14 protein-coding genes are annotated in these 15,235 nt (G+C 70.5%); 4 read left to right on the top strand and 10 right to left on the bottom strand.

The genetic code is table 11. The features are described from left to right. Positions 1-97: 97 nt before the first annotated feature. Positions 98-868 carry a sterol carrier family protein gene (locus tag ACQE3C_RS10825; RefSeq protein WP_434539222.1) on the top strand — a complete coding sequence of 257 codons (771 nt, stop codon included), beginning with the start codon at positions 98-100 and terminating at the stop codon, positions 866-868. A gap of 23 nt (positions 869-891) precedes the next feature. On the opposite strand, the gene ACQE3C_RS10820 is transcribed toward ACQE3C_RS10825, so the two are convergent. Together ACQE3C_RS10820 and ACQE3C_RS10815 are read right to left on the bottom strand one after the other, a co-directional pair. Continuing rightward, positions 892-1,887 carry a hydroxyacid dehydrogenase gene (locus tag ACQE3C_RS10820; protein ID WP_434539195.1) on the bottom strand — a complete coding sequence of 332 codons (996 nt, stop codon included), beginning with the start codon at positions 1,885-1,887 and terminating at the stop codon, positions 892-894. A gap of 20 nt (positions 1,888-1,907) precedes the next feature. Continuing rightward, complete coding sequence (locus ACQE3C_RS10815) at positions 1,908-3,209, bottom strand: glutamine synthetase family protein (RefSeq protein ID WP_434539221.1); 1,302 nt, start codon at positions 3,207-3,209, stop codon at positions 1,908-1,910. 115 nt (positions 3,210-3,324) lie between these two features. On the opposite strand from ACQE3C_RS10815, the gene ACQE3C_RS10810 reads away from it, so the two are divergent. Together ACQE3C_RS10810 and ACQE3C_RS10805 are read left to right on the top strand one after the other, a co-directional pair. Continuing rightward, positions 3,325-4,215 carry a DUF2510 domain-containing protein gene (locus ACQE3C_RS10810; protein ID WP_434539194.1) on the top strand — a complete coding sequence of 297 codons (891 nt, stop codon included), beginning with the start codon at positions 3,325-3,327 and terminating at the stop codon, positions 4,213-4,215. 41 nt (positions 4,216-4,256) lie between these two features. After that, positions 4,257-5,120 (top strand): DUF2510 domain-containing protein, encoded by an 864-nt coding sequence (locus tag ACQE3C_RS10805; protein WP_434539193.1) that lies wholly within the window; start codon positions 4,257-4,259, stop codon positions 5,118-5,120. A 15-nt stretch (positions 5,121-5,135) separates the two neighbouring features. On the opposite strand, the gene ACQE3C_RS10800 is transcribed toward ACQE3C_RS10805, so the two are convergent. Continuing rightward, positions 5,136-5,384 (bottom strand): hypothetical protein, encoded by a 249-nt coding sequence (locus ACQE3C_RS10800; RefSeq protein WP_434539192.1) that lies wholly within the window; start codon positions 5,382-5,384, stop codon positions 5,136-5,138. Between the two features lie 28 nt (positions 5,385-5,412). Here ACQE3C_RS10800 and map point away from each other — a divergent pair, with 28 nt between their 5' ends. After that, the gene (gene map, locus ACQE3C_RS10795; protein WP_434539191.1) at positions 5,413-6,288 is read left to right on the top strand and encodes a type I methionyl aminopeptidase; all 876 of its coding nucleotides are present in this window, start codon (positions 5,413-5,415) and stop codon (positions 6,286-6,288) included. A gap of 116 nt (positions 6,289-6,404) precedes the next feature. Here map and ACQE3C_RS10790 read toward each other — a convergent pair whose 3' ends face one another. The 7 genes from ACQE3C_RS10790 to ACQE3C_RS10760 are packed head-to-tail and all read right to left on the bottom strand — an operon-like array spanning position 6,405 to position 15,234. Further along, positions 6,405-7,397: a LysR family transcriptional regulator gene (locus ACQE3C_RS10790; protein WP_434539190.1), complete on the bottom strand. Its 993-nt coding sequence runs from the start codon at positions 7,395-7,397 to the stop codon at positions 6,405-6,407. Continuing rightward, positions 7,394-8,389, bottom strand: a complete 996-nt coding sequence (locus ACQE3C_RS10785) for a uroporphyrinogen decarboxylase family protein (protein WP_434539189.1) — start codon at positions 8,387-8,389, stop codon at positions 7,394-7,396. The genes ACQE3C_RS10790 and ACQE3C_RS10785 overlap by 4 nt, the downstream gene beginning before the upstream one ends. Further along, positions 8,389-10,371, bottom strand: a complete 1,983-nt coding sequence (locus ACQE3C_RS10780) for a hydantoinase B/oxoprolinase family protein (RefSeq protein WP_434539188.1) — start codon at positions 10,369-10,371, stop codon at positions 8,389-8,391. The genes ACQE3C_RS10785 and ACQE3C_RS10780 overlap by 1 nt, the downstream gene beginning before the upstream one ends. After that, positions 10,368-12,458, bottom strand: coding sequence for a hydantoinase/oxoprolinase family protein (locus ACQE3C_RS10775; RefSeq protein ID WP_434539187.1), 2,091 nt, complete (start codon positions 12,456-12,458; stop codon positions 10,368-10,370). Before ACQE3C_RS10775 ends, ACQE3C_RS10780 begins: the two co-directional genes overlap by 4 nt. Positions 12,459-12,468: 10 nt before the next feature. Next, the gene (locus ACQE3C_RS10770; protein WP_434539186.1) at positions 12,469-13,302 is read right to left on the bottom strand and encodes an ABC transporter permease; all 834 of its coding nucleotides are present in this window, start codon (positions 13,300-13,302) and stop codon (positions 12,469-12,471) included. After that, on the bottom strand, positions 13,295-14,170 hold the full coding sequence (locus ACQE3C_RS10765) for an ABC transporter permease (RefSeq protein ID WP_434539185.1): 876 nt from the start codon (positions 14,168-14,170) through the stop codon (positions 13,295-13,297). Before ACQE3C_RS10765 ends, ACQE3C_RS10770 begins: the two co-directional genes overlap by 8 nt. Next, positions 14,167-15,234, bottom strand: coding sequence for an ABC transporter ATP-binding protein (locus ACQE3C_RS10760; RefSeq protein ID WP_434539184.1), 1,068 nt, complete (start codon positions 15,232-15,234; stop codon positions 14,167-14,169). The genes ACQE3C_RS10765 and ACQE3C_RS10760 overlap by 4 nt, the downstream gene beginning before the upstream one ends. Position 15,235 lies beyond the last annotated feature (1 nt).

Here is a 15,235-nt window from a genome sequence, read left to right as displayed (position 1 = left end):
GACTTTGCGGTCGGCCGGGTTCGTGGTGTCAGATGGATGTCATCGTGTCTTCACCGTGTGGCAAGGCACTCTCACTAGCCTCAACGGGGTGACCATCATGGCTGCGGCAGGCGACCGGACCCTCAGGCGAGTCGCGGCTGCCACCATCGACCAGTTGGAGAAGCTGCTCCCTGACGACGGGGGGCGACCCTCGGTGCAGCGTCCCCCCTCGACGGGCCGGGCGCAGTGCGGTGAGGTGCTGTTCCTGCTGACCGACGCCCTGCAGACCCTGGAGCTCGGCACCAATGTGCGCCCGGGCACTCTGGCCGACCACCTGTATGACCGGGAGCACTCCGAACACGTCATCCAGGACGTGATCGGCCTGGTCACCGGCACCGACGGCGCCACCGCCCTGACCCCCCAGGCCGAGCGGCTGTGGGCCGACCTGCGGGCAGCCCTGTCCTCACCGAACCTGCCGGCGGTGGTCGACTCACTGTTCGGCACCGTGTGGCTGGTCGACTACCTGCGCGGGGTGCTCATCGATGCCGTCGCCTCCGCCGTCCGGTTCCGCTGCGAGGTGGTGCCGGCTGCCCTGACCGAGGCGGTCCGGGCGCTGGGGTCGGTGCTGGCCGCCCGCCACCCGGGTGCGGTGATCGAGGTACGGGTGCCGCCGGCGGTCGCGGTGCAGGTCGGGGCCTTCGGTGAGGGGCCCCGGCACACCCGTGGCACCCCGCCCAATGTGGTCGAGCTGGAACCGGCGACCTTCTTCGCGCTGGCCACCGGGGCCAGGACCTGGCGCGGTGAGGTGGCCGAGCACCGGGTGATGGCCAGCGGCGCCCAGGCCGACGCCCTGGCGCGGATGCTGCCGGTGATCAACCTGTCCCGCTGAACCTGTAAGGGATCGGGCGAACCTCAGGCCTGCTGGGCGAAGCTGCGCGGGTCGACCTCGTGGCGCAGCGCCTTCCCGGCGAGCAGCCGGAGCACCTCGTCGACGGCCTGCCCGCCCATCACCGCCAACTCACTGCCCAGCGAACCGGCCACGTGCGGGGTCAGGAAGACATTGTCGAGGTCCCACAGCGGAGAGTCGTCGGCCGGCGGCTCGGGCCAGGTGACGTCTAGGACCGCGTTGAGTCGTCCGGTGACCAGTTCAGCCACCAGCGCGGCCTCGTCGACGATCGCCCCGCGGGCGGTGTTCACCACGGTCGCGTCGTCGTGCAGCGCGGCCAGTACCTCGGCGTCAACCATGCCCTCGGTCTCGGGCAGCCAGGGGGCGTGGATGCTGAACACGTCGCTGCGCTCCGCCAGCTCGGTGAGCGAGGCCACCCAGGTGACGCCCAGCGCCTCGGCCTCGGCCGGGCTGACGTAGGGGTCGTACAGCAGCACCTGCACCGGGTGGGGGCGCAGCAGTTCGATGACCTCACGGCCGATCCGGGAGGCGGACAGGATGCCGACGCTGCGCCCGGCCAGGCCGCGGCTCGGGTCGGTGACCCATCCCCGCCGGGTGAACAGGTCGCGGCGGTCACGCCGGTAGCGTTCGCGCAGCCCGAGCGTTCCCCGCAGGGCGAGGACGACCAGGGCGGCGGTGTGGGCGGCCACCGGGGCGGCATTGGCCTCGACCTGGCTCGAGACGACAAAACCCGGACGGTGCCAGGCGCTCGGGTCGAGCACCGCCTTGACGGTGCCGGCGGTGTGCACCAGCGCCGTCAGCCGGGGGGCGCGGGCGAACACCTCAGGGTCGAGCCGGGCACTCCCCCAGCCCGTGACGACCACGCGGGCCTCGGCCAGGTCGGGGTGCCCGGTCCAGTCCTGCGCACCGGCGCGGGCGACGCGGGCCTGCCCGGCCAGCCTGCCCAGGGCCTCGGGGGTCAGGAAGGCATCGAAGATGTCGTCGTCCAGTGCGAGCAGCACCACCGGAGTGGTCGCGGGACTCACAGCGTCGGCAGGTAGCGCTTCAGTTCGAAGGGCGTGACCTGGGCGCGGTACTCGTCGAACTCGGCCCGCTTGTTGACCAGGAAATGCTCGAACAGGTGCTCGCCCAGGGTGTCGGCCACCAGTTCGGAGCCCTCCATGGCGCGGATGGCCTCGTCCAGGTTGCGGGGCAGTTCCTCGATGCCCAGCGCCTTGCGCTGGCGGGCCGAGAGCGCCCAGACGTCGTTGTCGGCCTCGTCCGGCAGTTCGTACTCACCCTCGATGCCGGCCAGGCCGGCGCGCAGGATCACCGCGTAGGCCAGGTAGGGGTTGGCGGCCGAGTCGAGCGAGCGGATCTCGACGCGCGCCGAGGACGACTTGTCGATGCCGAACATCGGCACCCGCACCAGCGCGGAACGGTTGTTGCGGCCCCAGCAGACGTAGGCGGGGGCCTCACCTCCGTCGACCAGCCGCTTGTAGGAGTTGACCCACTGGTTGGTGATCGCGGTGATCTCGCGGGCGTGCTTGAGCACCCCGGCGACGAAGTGGCGCCCGACCTTCGACAGCCGCGCCTCGTGGGTGGCGTCGTAGAAGGCGTTGGTGTCGCCCTCGAACAGCGAGACGTGGGTGTGCATGCCCGAACCGGCGTACTCGGTGAACGGCTTGGGCATGAACGTCGCCTGGATGCCCTTGCCGACCGCGACCTCCTTGACCACGACCCGGAAGGTCATGATGTTGTCGGCCATGGTCAGCGCATCGGCGTAGCGCAGGTCGATCTCGTGCTGCCCCGGGGCGCCCTCGTGGTGGCTGTACTCGACCGAGATGCCCATGGTTTCGAGCATCTCGATGGTGTCGCGGCGGAAGTCGGTGCCCTGCCCCAGGGTGGTGTGGTCGAAGTAGCCGCCGTAGTCGAGCGGCACCGGATCCGCGCCGCGGGGCTGGGGTTCGAGCAGGAAGAACTCGATCTCGGGGTGGGTGTAGAAGGTGAAGCCCATGTCGGCGGCCTTCGCCATCGCACGCTTCAGCACCCCGCGGGGGTCGGCCATGCTGACCGAGCCGTCCGGGAGCGTGATGTCGCAGAACATGCGGGCAGTGCCGCGCCGCTGCTGGCGCCAGGGCAGCAACTGGAACGTGCTGGCATCGGGCCGGGCCACCATGTCGGACTCGTAGACCCGGGCATAGCCCTCGATCGCGGAACCGTCAAAACCGACGCCCTCGGCGAACGCCCCCTCGATTTCGGCCGGAGCGATGGCGACGGACTTCAACGAGCCCAGCACATCGGTGAACCAGAGCCTCACGAATCGGACGTCGCGCTCCTCCATTGAGCGCAGGACGAACTCTGTCTGGCGATCCATGTGCACAGTCTGCCAACCGTGTGTTTCAAACCTGTTACAGCAGGGTGGGGCCGCGCCCCGCCGGCGACCTACACTCGTCGGCATGGCGAAGGCAGGCTGGTACCCCGATCCGTCTGGCCGCGACGGCCAGGTGCGCTACTTCGACGGCGCCGCCTGGACCAGTGACGTGCGGCCCGCGCCGACCGGTGCCGGCCCCGCCGGTGGCGGCGACGAGGGCGGCGACGAGGGCGGCGGCGGGGGTGGTCGGGCCGGGCTGCTGGTCGCGATCGCCGCCGTGCTGGCGATCAGCCTGGTGGTGTGGTTGTGGCTGCGCCCCGGCGGCGGGGACACCTTCCCCGAGGACACGAACTCGGCCGAACCCACGATCTCGGCCTGGGACGAAACCTCCACGCCCTCGTCCAACCCACCCACCCCGAGTGACGACCCGACCAACACCGGCGGCGCGCCGGCCGCCTGCCCCGAGGACACCTTCGACCGTGCCCCCGGCCAACCCTCGGGCGGCTACTACACCGGCGGCGGGCTGGCCTACCCCGAGATCCCGGGCTGGGAGAACAGCCGCGGCTGGGGCCTGGACTGGGCCACCGACCGGGCCGGCCAACGCAACACCGTCACCCCCGGTTGGGTGGCCATCGCCGTCGTCGGCGAGATCGACCGCGAGGTCTTCCCCAGCCCCCAGGTCGCCACCAACCAGCTGATGCAGTGCATGGCCAGCTCGTACTACTACCGCAGCTTCGTCAACCGCACCGACCTGCTCAGTGAGGCGATCACCATCGACGGCAAGGACGGCTGGAAGCTGGTGTCCGAGGTGCACGTCAACGGTGAGCCGGTGCCCGGTGACGTGGTCACCATCATCGTGCTCGACGTCGGTCGTGAGGGACGCTTCGCGGTCTTCTGCGGGGAGGCCCCGATCGGTGATGCCGAACGCAACCAGCTGGTCAACACCGCCGTCGAGGGCCTGCAGGTGCGCGCCTGAGCCCGGGGCACCCTGGGCCGCGCGGGACCTACACTCGTCCCATGGCCAGCGCAGGGTGGTACCCCGACCCATCGGGCACGCCGGGGCAGGTTCGCTACTTCGACGGCAACGCCTGGACCAGTGACGTCATGGCGGCCGAGCATGCCGCCCAGCCCGACCCCGGCCAGGGCGGCAAGGGAGGACGAGCCGGACTGCTCGTGGCCATCGTCGCGGTCGTCGCCATCAGCCTGCTGGTCTGGTTGCTGGTGCGCCCCGGCGGCAACCGGGCCGCCTTCCCCGAGGACACCAACTCGGCAGAGCCCACCATCAGCGCCTGGGACGAGACCTCCACCCCGACGCCCACCCCGACCCCCTCGACCACCGACCCGTCCGGCGCGACCCGGGTGGACTGCCCCTCCAGTGGCGGCGACTACGGCGACCGGCGCGACGGGAACCGCCGGGTCGGGGGCCAGCTGAGTTTCGAGTCGCAGGGCTGGACCCAGGGTGGCTTCTACATGCCGTTCACCCATGACGTCTCGGCCGAGTCCCGCCAGATCCAGTTCGGCTGGCATTCCAACCTGGCGGTGGGAGCGCTACTGAAGTCGGACGGCTTCACCGACCCGGCCGCCTCGGCGAATGCGATGACCCAGTGCCTGGCCTCGTCGAGCTACTTCTCGACCTACACCGGCCACAACACCCTGATCAGTGAGCCGATCACCATCGACGGCTTGCCGGGACACCGGATGGTCACCGAGATCTACGTGGCGGTCCCGGCCAATGTGCGCGGTGACCGGGTGACCGTCATCGTCGTCGACACCGGGCACGACGCGCAGTTGTCGTTCTTCGTGTCGGCGGCCACCATCGCCAACCCCGGCAACATCGCCGAGGTTGAGGCGGCCGAGAAGACGCTGGAGTTCGCCGGTTGAGGGGGTGGCCGCCGCTCAGAACCGGAAGGGGCCCCAGGCCCCCTCGACCTTCTCCTCGTCGTCGTCCTCGTCCTCGTCCGGGTCGTTGAACCGGGGGTCGGTGTCCCACTGTTCGTTGCGGTCGGCGACGTGTTCGAGGGCGGCCTGGGCCTCGGCCTGGCTGGCATAGGGACCGAGTCGGTCGCCGGCCTTGCAGGCGGCGTAGGGTTCGACGGCGTGGTGCTTGAGGCAGTAGTACCACTCGTTGTCGTGGTCGGTGCTCATGCTCGGACAGCCTAATACAATGACCCGGGTGAGCAGCGTCATCAAGCCGTACCCCGTCAGCCCGCTTCGTCCGGTCCCCGCCTCGATCCCGCGGCCGCACTATGTCGGCAAGCGCGCACCGGACCCGTACCTGGGCAGCCACGTGCAGAGCGAAGAGACCATCGAGCTGATGCGCGAGTCGTCGGCCATTGCCTGCCAGGCGATGCACGAGGCCGCCAAGGCGATCGCACCGGGGGTCACGACCGACGACCTCGACAAGGTGGCCCATGAGTTCATGCTCGACCACGGCGCCTACCCCTCGTCCCTGGGCTACCGCGGGTTCCCAAAGGCCTGCTGCACCAGCGTCAACGAGGTGATCTGCCACGGCATCCCCGATGGGCGCCCACTCGAGGACGGTGACCTGGTCAAGATCGACGTCACCGCCTTCAAGAACGGTGTGCACGGCGACAACTGCGGCACCTTCTACTGCGGTGACGTCGACGAGGAGTCCAAGCTGCTGACCGATCGCACCGAAGAGGCGATGAACCGGGCCATCAAGGCAGTGCGGCCGGGTCGTCCGCTGTCGGTGATCGGAAGGGTGATCGAGAGCTACGCGAACCGGTTCAACTACGGCGTCGTGCGGGAGTACACCGGCCACGGTGTGCACACCGCGTTCCATTCCGGGCTGGTGATCCTGCACTATGACGAGCCGCGGCTGGACACCCCCATCGAGGTCGGCATGACCTTCACCATCGAGCCGATGCTGGCGCTGGGGTCGGCCGCGAACGAGCAGTGGGACGACGGCTGGACGGTGGTCACCAAGGACCGCTCCCGCGTCGCCCAGTTCGAGCAGACCATCGTGGTCACCCCCGAGGGCGCCGAGGTGCTGACCGTGCCGATGGAGGGGTACATGACCGCCCGGTAAGTCCGCCGGATGCGCAGGTTCCTGCCCTGAAACTTCACCACCAGCAATGGAACCGTGACGGAACCTGCGCAAGCGCGGACGACGGGGGCGTCTGACCGGACGACGGGGGCCTGGGCTCAGGCTTCCAGCAGGCCCGAGCGGCGGGCGGTCAGGGAGATCTCCGAGGCCAGTCGTCCGAGCACGCGGCGGGCGTCGTGCTGGTGGGTGACCAGGCTGACCGTGCGCAGCGGTGGGTCCACCAGCGGACGAGCCACCACCCCCGGGCGTTGGTAGGTCCGCAGCGTCATCTGTGAGGCCAGCGCCAGGCCCAGGCCGGAGCCGACCAACTGCTGCACGACCAGCTGGTCCTCCGAGGTGTGCCGGATCACCGGGGTGAACCCGTGCCGCTGGCCGTAGTCGGTCAGGTTCGACTGGCACCACACGCAGCCCGAGATCCACGTTTCACCGGCCAGCTCCGAGGCCTCCAGCGCCGGGGCCTCCAGCTCCGGCGCATCAAGGTGGGACGACTCGGGCTCGCTGCCCTCACCGACCGCGCCAAGCGCCAGTCGGTGGTCAGCGGGCATGGCCACCAGCAGCGGGTCACGCCCGAGCAGTCGGCGGCGCAACTGCCCCGTCCCGCCGAGGTAGTGGTCGTCCTCCTGGTGTTCGAAGACCAGCGCCGCGTCGACCTGCCCCTCCGACAGGGCCTCCACCGCGACTGGGGGTTCCATGTCGATGACCCGCACGTCCAGGTCGGGCACCGCGGCCGCCAGGGCCGCCACCGCCGGCGCCACCAAGGCCGACGACCCGCTGGGGAAGCTGGCCACACTCAGCCGGGTCGAGCGCCGACGCACCGTGTCACGCAGCGCCGCCCGGGCGACCAGCAGCCGCCCGGCGATCGCATCGGCGTGACCGAGCAGCACCTCACCGGCCGGGGTGAGGGTGATGCCGCGGGCGTGGCGGCGCACCAGGGCGGTGCCGGCCTCCTTCTCGAGGCGCCGCAACTGCTGCCCCAGTGCCGGCTGGGTCCAGCCGAGTTTGCGGGCGGCAGCCGAGATCGAACCCATCCGGGCAACCTCACGGAAGGTCAGCACCAGCTTGGGGTCGAGCGAAGCCGGGTCGTCGGTCATGCCCTCAATGCTGCCAGCCCGGCCTCGGTGGCGTGCGCCGACAGGATGCTGCAGGTGGGCGCAACCAGCACCGGACGCTGTCGTCCGAGCTCGGCAGCGGCCCGCGCCTGGGCCGCGATGGTGTCCGGGGAGGTGAACTCCCGGTGGTCGACCCCACCCACCACCACGGTGGCGTCGAGGTCGGCCAGGCCGGGGTTGCCGGGCAGCATCTGGTCCCAGCTGAGCGCGGCACCCCAGTCGGTCAGGCGTTCGACCCGGGAGTGCTCCCCGCAGGTGTGCACGACCACCGGCAGGTCACCGGCGGCGGCCAGCAGTTCCCGGTCGTAGGGTTCGGAGAACTCGGCGAAGTCGTCCTCGGTGGTGATCGCCGGGTTCAGGGTGCCGGTCACCGCATAGAACAGCGTTTCGGCGCCGGCCGCGCGCAACTCGGCGAGGTAGCCCACGTAGGTGTCGGTGATGGCCCGCAGCGCCCGATGGGTCAGCGCCGGGTCACCGTGCAGCAACCCGTCCAGGTCGAGCTCACCGGTGGCCCCGAAGACGGGTTTCCCGGCGTAGTAGCTCAACCCGGCCGCCTGCACCAGGGTGCTGAGCGGCGAGAACAGGGTCTGCGCGACCGGCAGGTCGGGGGCCAGCGCGACCGTGTCACGCACCAGCGCCACCTGTTCGGCCAGCACGGGCGAGTCGCTGCGCACGCCCACCGCGGCGAGGTCGTCGAGGGAGTTGATCGCGACCCCGACCTGCCGGGGGATGTCGCGGGTCTCGTAGTCGCCGGTGCGGTACTGGTTGCCCCAGACCTCGGCGTAGTAGGTGGCGCGCGGGTTGAGCTTGATCCAGTCCCATTCCCAGCGGTGGGCGAAGTCGGCGGTCCACTGGGCCAGCGGCCCACCGGGGTACTCGCTGTCGCGGTGGTGGCGCCACGCGGTGACCGGCGCCCGGTCGGCCAGTTCGCCGGCCAGCACGGCCTGGAAGCGGGAACGTGCAGTCCAGCTCATCAGGCCTCCTGCCGATCGACCAGGGTTTGGAACAGTTTCGCGGCGGCGCTGAGTTCGGCCTGGCCGGCCTCGGCGCGGGGGAAACCCTCCGGCAGCGTGGCCAGCACCTGCTCGACCAGGGCGACCTTGCGGGCGTTGCGCCCAACCTGGCTGCCGTTGAACAGGCCGGCGACCATCCGGTCCCAGACGGGGGCGGCGAAGACCGCGTCGAAGCGTTCCCGTTCGGGCCCGGACTCCCCGTGGGGGCAGTTCGGTGAGCGGCGCAGGTCGTCGGTGGCGGCCAGGTCGACCGACCCGTCGGCGCTGATGACCACCCCGTAGTCGTGGGCGGCGGCCGCCACGCTGACCTTGCCGCGGGCCACGTCCTCACGCACCGCGGCAACGTCCCGCTCGAAGGGGTGGCCGTAGCCACCGGCCCCCGAGGTCAGCAGGGTGACGGTGTCACCGGGCTCCAGCGCGATGATGTCGACGATCGAGGGCCGCTGTTCCCGGTCGGTGCCCTCGTTGATGATCATGCGGGTGGGCATGCCGGGCTGGCCACCGGCGTAGCCCCAGGGCCGGAAGCTGACCCGTTCCATGCCTCGGGCCAGCAGCGAACAGGGCCGCAGCGCCTCGAAGGTCAGCGCCAGCCCGGTGCCTCCGCGCCACCGCCCCGGCCCACCGGAGTCGGGCCGCAGCGCGTACCGCAGCACCCGGACGCAGACCTCCGACTCGACCGTTTCGACGGGGTTGTTGGCCAGGTTGGAGATGCCCGAGTCGCGCCCGTCGACACCATCGGCGCCCAACCGGGCACCGGTGCCGCCGACCATGGGTTCCACGACCTGGACGTGCTCACGGTCACCTCGGGTCTCGGCCACCACCACGGGGACGACCAGGCCGCTGCTGGCCGCCGGCAGCGTTTCGGGGGCGACCTGGATCAGCGCCGCCGAGAGCACGTCGTTCACCCGGCTGGCGGCGGCGTGCCGCACCCCGGTCGCGGCCGGGTACTCGGCATGCACGATCGACCCCTTCGGGGCGAGCAGGGTGACCGGACGCATCAGCCCACCGTTGAGCGGCATCGTCGGGTCGAGGGTCATCACCAGGCCCAGGATGCGGGTGGTCAGCCAGGCGTGGGTGGTGCCGAAGCTGGCGATGTTGAGCGCGGCCTCCACCTGCGGGTCGGTGCCCTCGAAGTCGACGACCAGTCGTCCGTCGGTGAGGGTGACGGTGATGCTGATTCGCACCGGGACGCGGCTGAAGGCGTCGCTGTCGAGGTAGTCGATGGCCCGGTAGGAGCCGTTGCCGAGGCTGCGCAGGGCGGCCTCGGACTTCGCGGCGGCCCGGTCGAGCAGGTAGGCCGAGGCCTCGTGGAACACCTCGGTGCCGGCATTGGTGGCGAGTTCGACCACGCGCCGGCGTCCGGTCGCCAGCGCCCCGAGCATCGCCTGGAAGTCGCCCTCGTTGGCGTCGGGGGTGCGGGTGTTGCGTTGCAGCAGCTCGCTGACATCAGCCACGACCTGCCCACCGCGGACGTACTTGACCGGCGGGATCTGCAGGCCCTCGGCGAAGATGCTGGTGTTGAACGGGCTCACCGACGAGGGCACCCGCCCGCCGATGTCGGAGATGTGGACGAAGGCCCAGCCGTAGGCGACGATCTCACCGTCGACGAAGTAGGGCTCGATCATCTGGATGTCGGGCAGGTGGGTCGACAGCCCACCGGTGGTGAACGGGTCGTTGGTGATGATCACGTCACCGGGCTGCAGCGGGTCACGTTCGTGCACCCGGGCGACGGCGGTGGCGATGTTGAGGCCGACGAAACCGGAGACACCCATCGCGTTCGGGTAGGCGATGAAGGTGCCGTCGCGGTCGGCGATGGCGCAGACGAAGTCGGCGGTCTCCTTGACGTAGAGGCTGCGGGAGGTGCGCTGCAGGGTCAGGCACATCTCTTCGGTCAGCGCAGCCAGCTTCGCGCCGAGGATCTGCAGGTCGGTGGTCGCGGTCACAGCGAGGCCTCCTTGACGAGTTCGAGGTCGCGGTTGGGCAGCCGGCGCAACGCCCACTGCGGGGGGACGACGATGGTGGTGTCGCTGTGTTCGATGACCGCCGGGCCGGTGGTGGTCGCCCCCACGGCGAGGTCGGCGTAGTCGTGGACCTCGGCCTCGACCCAGGTGCCGCGGTGGTTGAGCCGCCGTCTGGCCCGGGGGGCGGGCTGGTGCCCCTCGGCGTCGTGGGCGGGTGCGGCCAGCGGGATCGTCCGACCGATGATCGCCATCCGCAGGGTGCCCACCTCGAGCGCCGACGAGGCGTGGACGAAGTCGTAGCGCAGTTGGTGCTCGGCGTTGAACGCCTCACGGATGCGCCCCGCCTCGACCACCTCGGCGGCATCGGCCAGGTCGGCCAGCCCGAAGCGCCCCAGTTCGATGGACAGCTCATAGGCCTGCCCGGGGTAGCGCATGTCGAGGACCACCTCGACCAGCCCCTCGTCCGGGTTGTCGCCGTTGGCGGCGAGCCACTCGCGTCCCTCGGCGATGATGCGACCACCCGCCGAGCGCAGGTTGGCGACGGTCTGGTCGTCGAGCAGGGTGCGCACGCTGTGGACGAAGTCGCGGCGCAGCGGTGCCAGGGCCGCTCCCAACGCGCAGTAGGTGGCCGCCGCATCGGGGACGATCAGTCGGGTGATGCCCAGTTCGTCGGCCAGCAGCGCGGCGTGGGTGGGCCCGGCACCCCCGAACGGCACCAGGGTGAAGTCGGGTGCGTCGAGGGCTCGTTCGGCGAGCAGCTTCTGCAGTTCGGTCGCCATCTGGGCGGTGGTCAGCCGCAGCGCGGTCCCGGCCGCCCAACCGGCCGCATCATCGGTGTCAACGCCCAGCTGGTGGGTGGCCTCGGCCAGGGCAGCGGTGGCCAGGTCGGCGTCCAGCGGCATGGTGCCGCCGAGGAACCCGGCCGGGTCGATCATCCCGGTGGCGAGGTAGGCGTCGGTGATCGCGGCGCGATCACCCCCCTGGCCGTAGCTGGCCGGGCCCGGGGAGGCGCCGACCGATTCGGGGCCCACCTGCAGCACGGGCTGGTCGGTGGACAGGTCTGCCCAGATCACCGACCCACCACCGGCGCCGATGGCCGAGACGTCGACGACCGGCAGCATCAACGCCAGGCCACCGACCTCGTTGGTCGTCGACAGCCTGCTTCGTCCCTCGACGATGATCGAGATGTCGCTGCTGGTGCCACCCATGTCGAAGGTGATCAGGTTCTCACCGGGGTAGTGCAGCTGCGCCGAGGTCACCCCGGACGCGGGCCCCGACAGGATCGTGTCGAGCGGCTGGGCGATCGCCGACTCGACCGACAGCGTCCCGCCGTTGGAGGCGGAGATGAACAGCGGCGCGGTGACCCCCTGCTCGGCGAGGCGGCGCTGCAGGTTCTCGAGGTAGCGCTTGACGATGCCGTGGATGTGGGCGCCCATCACCGCGACCAGGCATCGTTCGTACTCGCGGATCTCGGGCCACAGCGCGGCCGCCGAGATGACCTCGATGCTGCTGCCGAGGCCGCTGATGGCCGCCGCCAGCCGGTCGGCGACCTGCTGCTCGTAGTCGGGGTTGGCATAGCCGTTGACCAGGTTCAGCACCACGGTCTCGGGGGCCTGCTCGACTATGCGGGCCGCGGTGGCCGCCACCTCGTCGTCGGTGGCCGGGTCGACCACGTTGCCGGCCGGGTCGAGGCGGGAACCCAACTGCAGCACACTGTCGCGGCGCACCAACGGCTGCTGGCCCACGGCGTGCAGGTTGAACGAGTTGGGCATCCGGGAGCGGCCGATCTCGAGCAGGTCGGCGAACCCCTCGGTGACCACCAGCACCACCTTGCCGCCGCGACGCTGGATGATCGCGTTCAGGCCGATGGTGGTGCCGTGGGTGACGCTGCTGATGGTGGCGCCGTCGAGCATCCCGAGCAGGTCGGCCATGCCCTCCCCCACGGCCCGCGCCGGGTCCGTGGGGGTGCTGGGGACCTTGTGCCGCAGGATGGACGAGCCGTCGTCCGGCACCGCGACGAAGTCGGTGAAGGTACCCCCGACGTCGATCCCAATCCGGTACGCAACCATGGTGTGCCTTTCAGAATGCCTTGGACAGGTCGACCCACTTCGACAGCAGCACCATCACGGCGATGCTGAAGAGCATCAGCAGCGTCGAGACGGCTGCCGAGGAGGGGTCGAGTTCGAACTGGACCGCAGACATGATCCGCAGCGGCACGGTGGTGGTGTTGGGGCCGGTCACGAACGTCGAGACCGCGACCTCACCCAGGGACAGCACCCCGGCGAAGATGCCGCCGGCGACGATGCCCGGGCGCAGCTGCGGCAGCGTGACGGTGAAGAAGACCCGCAGCGGGCCGGCGCCGAGGCTCTGCCCCGCCCGTTCCAGCATCGGGTCGAGGCCCTGCACGCTGATCGAGACGGTGCGGATCGCGAACGGCATGGTGACCAGGGTGTGCGCGAGCCACAGGCCGGTGATGCTGTTCAGCGTGCCGGTGCCCTGCAGGTAGGTCAGCAGCCCCAGTCCGATCATCACTTCCGAGACGATCAGCGGGGACATGAAGAAGCTGGTCAGCACCGGCTTGGGTCGTCCGCGGAACAGGCCGTAGGCAGCCAGGGTGGCGAGCACCACCACGGTGGGGATGGTCAGCAGCGCCACGACCAGCGAGAGCTGCATCGAGACCAACCAGTCGTTGCTGGTCAGCACCGACTCGTACCAGCGCAGCGAGAACCCCGAGGGCGGGAACTGCACCAGCGGCGTCGGGTTGAACGAGCTGCCGACCAGGGCCACCAGCGGCAGCGCCAGGAAGACCAGCACGACCAGGGCGCTGATCCGCACGGCCCAGCCGTCGCCGAACTGGCGCATCGGCCGGCGCCGCCGGGTGGTGCTGGGTCGGGTGGTGGTGGGACTAGTCATGGATCCTCCTGTCCCAGGCCCGGCCGGCGGCGTTCAGCAGCGCGATCGCCACCAGGGAGATGCCGAACAGGACGAAGCTGAGCGCGGCGGCGCCGGGGTGGTTGAACACCCGCATCGCCTGGTCGTAGACCCGCAGGCCCGCCAACGGCTGGTTCGCGCCGCCCACCAGCATCGGGGTGACGTAGATGCCCATCGACAGTGAGAAGACGATCACTGCCCCGCTGACCAGGCCGGGTACCGACAGGGGCAGCACCACCCGGGCGAAGGTGCGCACGGGCCGTGAGCCCATCGAGGCGCTGGCCCGCAGCAGGTTGTCGTCGATGCGCCCGAGTGAGGTGGCCAGGGTGACCACCGCGAACGGCAGCAGCACGTGGACGACCACCACGACCACGGTGACCGGCCCCGACAGCAGGTTCAGGGGCCGTTCGACCAGCCCCAGTCCGGTCAGCAGGCCGTTGAACAGCCCTTCGGCCGACAGCAGGGCGCGCCACCCGAACGAGCGGACGACCACGCTGGTCAGCAGCGGGCTGACCACCACGATGGTGGCGATCATCCGCACCACCTTCGAGGACGAGCGGGACAGCACCCAGGCGACCGGGAAGGCCAGCACTGCGCACAGCACGGTCACGATGACCGCCATCCGGATCGTGTACCACAGCGCGTCGGAGAAGTAGCTGCTGGTGAAGACGTTGCGGTAGTTGTCGAGGCTGAACCCGGGCAGCGGTTCGTAGAACCCGTCGACCGGGCGCACGCTGAGCAGGAACAGGCTGATCAGCGGCACCACGAACAGCGCCAGCAGGAAGATCCCGGCCGGCAGCAGGGGAAGCGCCTCGAGCAGGCGGCGCTTGGTGCGGATCGGCTGCTTCACTCGCTGATCACCACCGCGGCGGCGGGGTCCCACACGAGGCGCACGGTCTCACCCTCCCGGGGTGGGGTGCGGTCGGCGCCGGCGTCGGCCAGTTCGACCGCGAAGGTCTTGCCGCCCTGGTCGGGGTCGCCGACCTGCACCTGCAGGTGCCAGGTGCCGCCCGAGAAGGCGCGCATGCTGACCTCGCCCAGCGGGAACTCGCCGTGCTCGGGGTCCTGGGCGTCGGCCGGGTCGGCCAGGGTGATGTGCTCGCGGCGCAGCACCACGGTGACCGGTCCGCTGTGGCCGTCCAGGACGGCCGGCAGGGTCGCCCCGGTCGCGGTGACGGCTCGTCCGTCGGTGACCGTGGCGCTGACCAGGTTGCCGGCGCCGAGGAAGTCGGCGACGAAGGCGGTGCGGGGGTGCCGGTAGATCTCTTCGGGGGTGCCGATCTGTTCGATCTTGCCGCCGTTGAGCAGGGCCACCCGGTCGCTCATGGTGAGGGCCTCGTCCTGGTCGTGGGTGACGAAGATCATCGTGGTGCCGATCGCCTTCTGGATGCGCCGCAGCTCGAACTGCATCTGGCGGCGCAGCTTGGCGTCCAGGTTCGACAGCGGCTCGTCCAGCAGCAGGACGCTGGGCGAGTAGGCCAGGGCCCGGGCCACCGCGACGCGCTGCTGCTGGCCGCCGGACAACTGCCGCGGGCGGCGGTCGGCGAAGGCGGCCAGGTCGACCAGTTCGAGCACCTCGGCGACGCGACGCTTGGCCTCGTCCTTGGGTGTCTTGCGGACATCCAGTCCGTAGGCGACGTTCTGCGCCACGCTCAGGTGCGGGAACAGGGCGTAGCTCTGGAAGACCAGGCCGAGGTCGCGCTTGTGGGCCGGCTCACCGGTGACGTCACGCCCGTCGACCAGGACCTGCCCGCTGCGCGCATCGACGAAACCGGCGATGACGTTCAGCAGGGTGGTCTTGCCGCACCCGGAGGGGCCCAGCACGGAGAGGAACTCCCCGGGCTGGACGTCCAGGTGGTCGAGGTCGAGGATCGTGACGTCACCGTAGCCGGCCGTCAGATCACGAACTGCCACG

Source organism: Aestuariimicrobium sp. Y1814 (assembly GCF_050113895.1).
Lineage (GTDB): Bacteria > Actinomycetota > Actinomycetes > Propionibacteriales > Propionibacteriaceae > Aestuariimicrobium.
The sequence above is the reverse complement of the archived record's forward strand: the minus strand, read 5'-3'. Positions and strand labels throughout refer to the sequence as shown.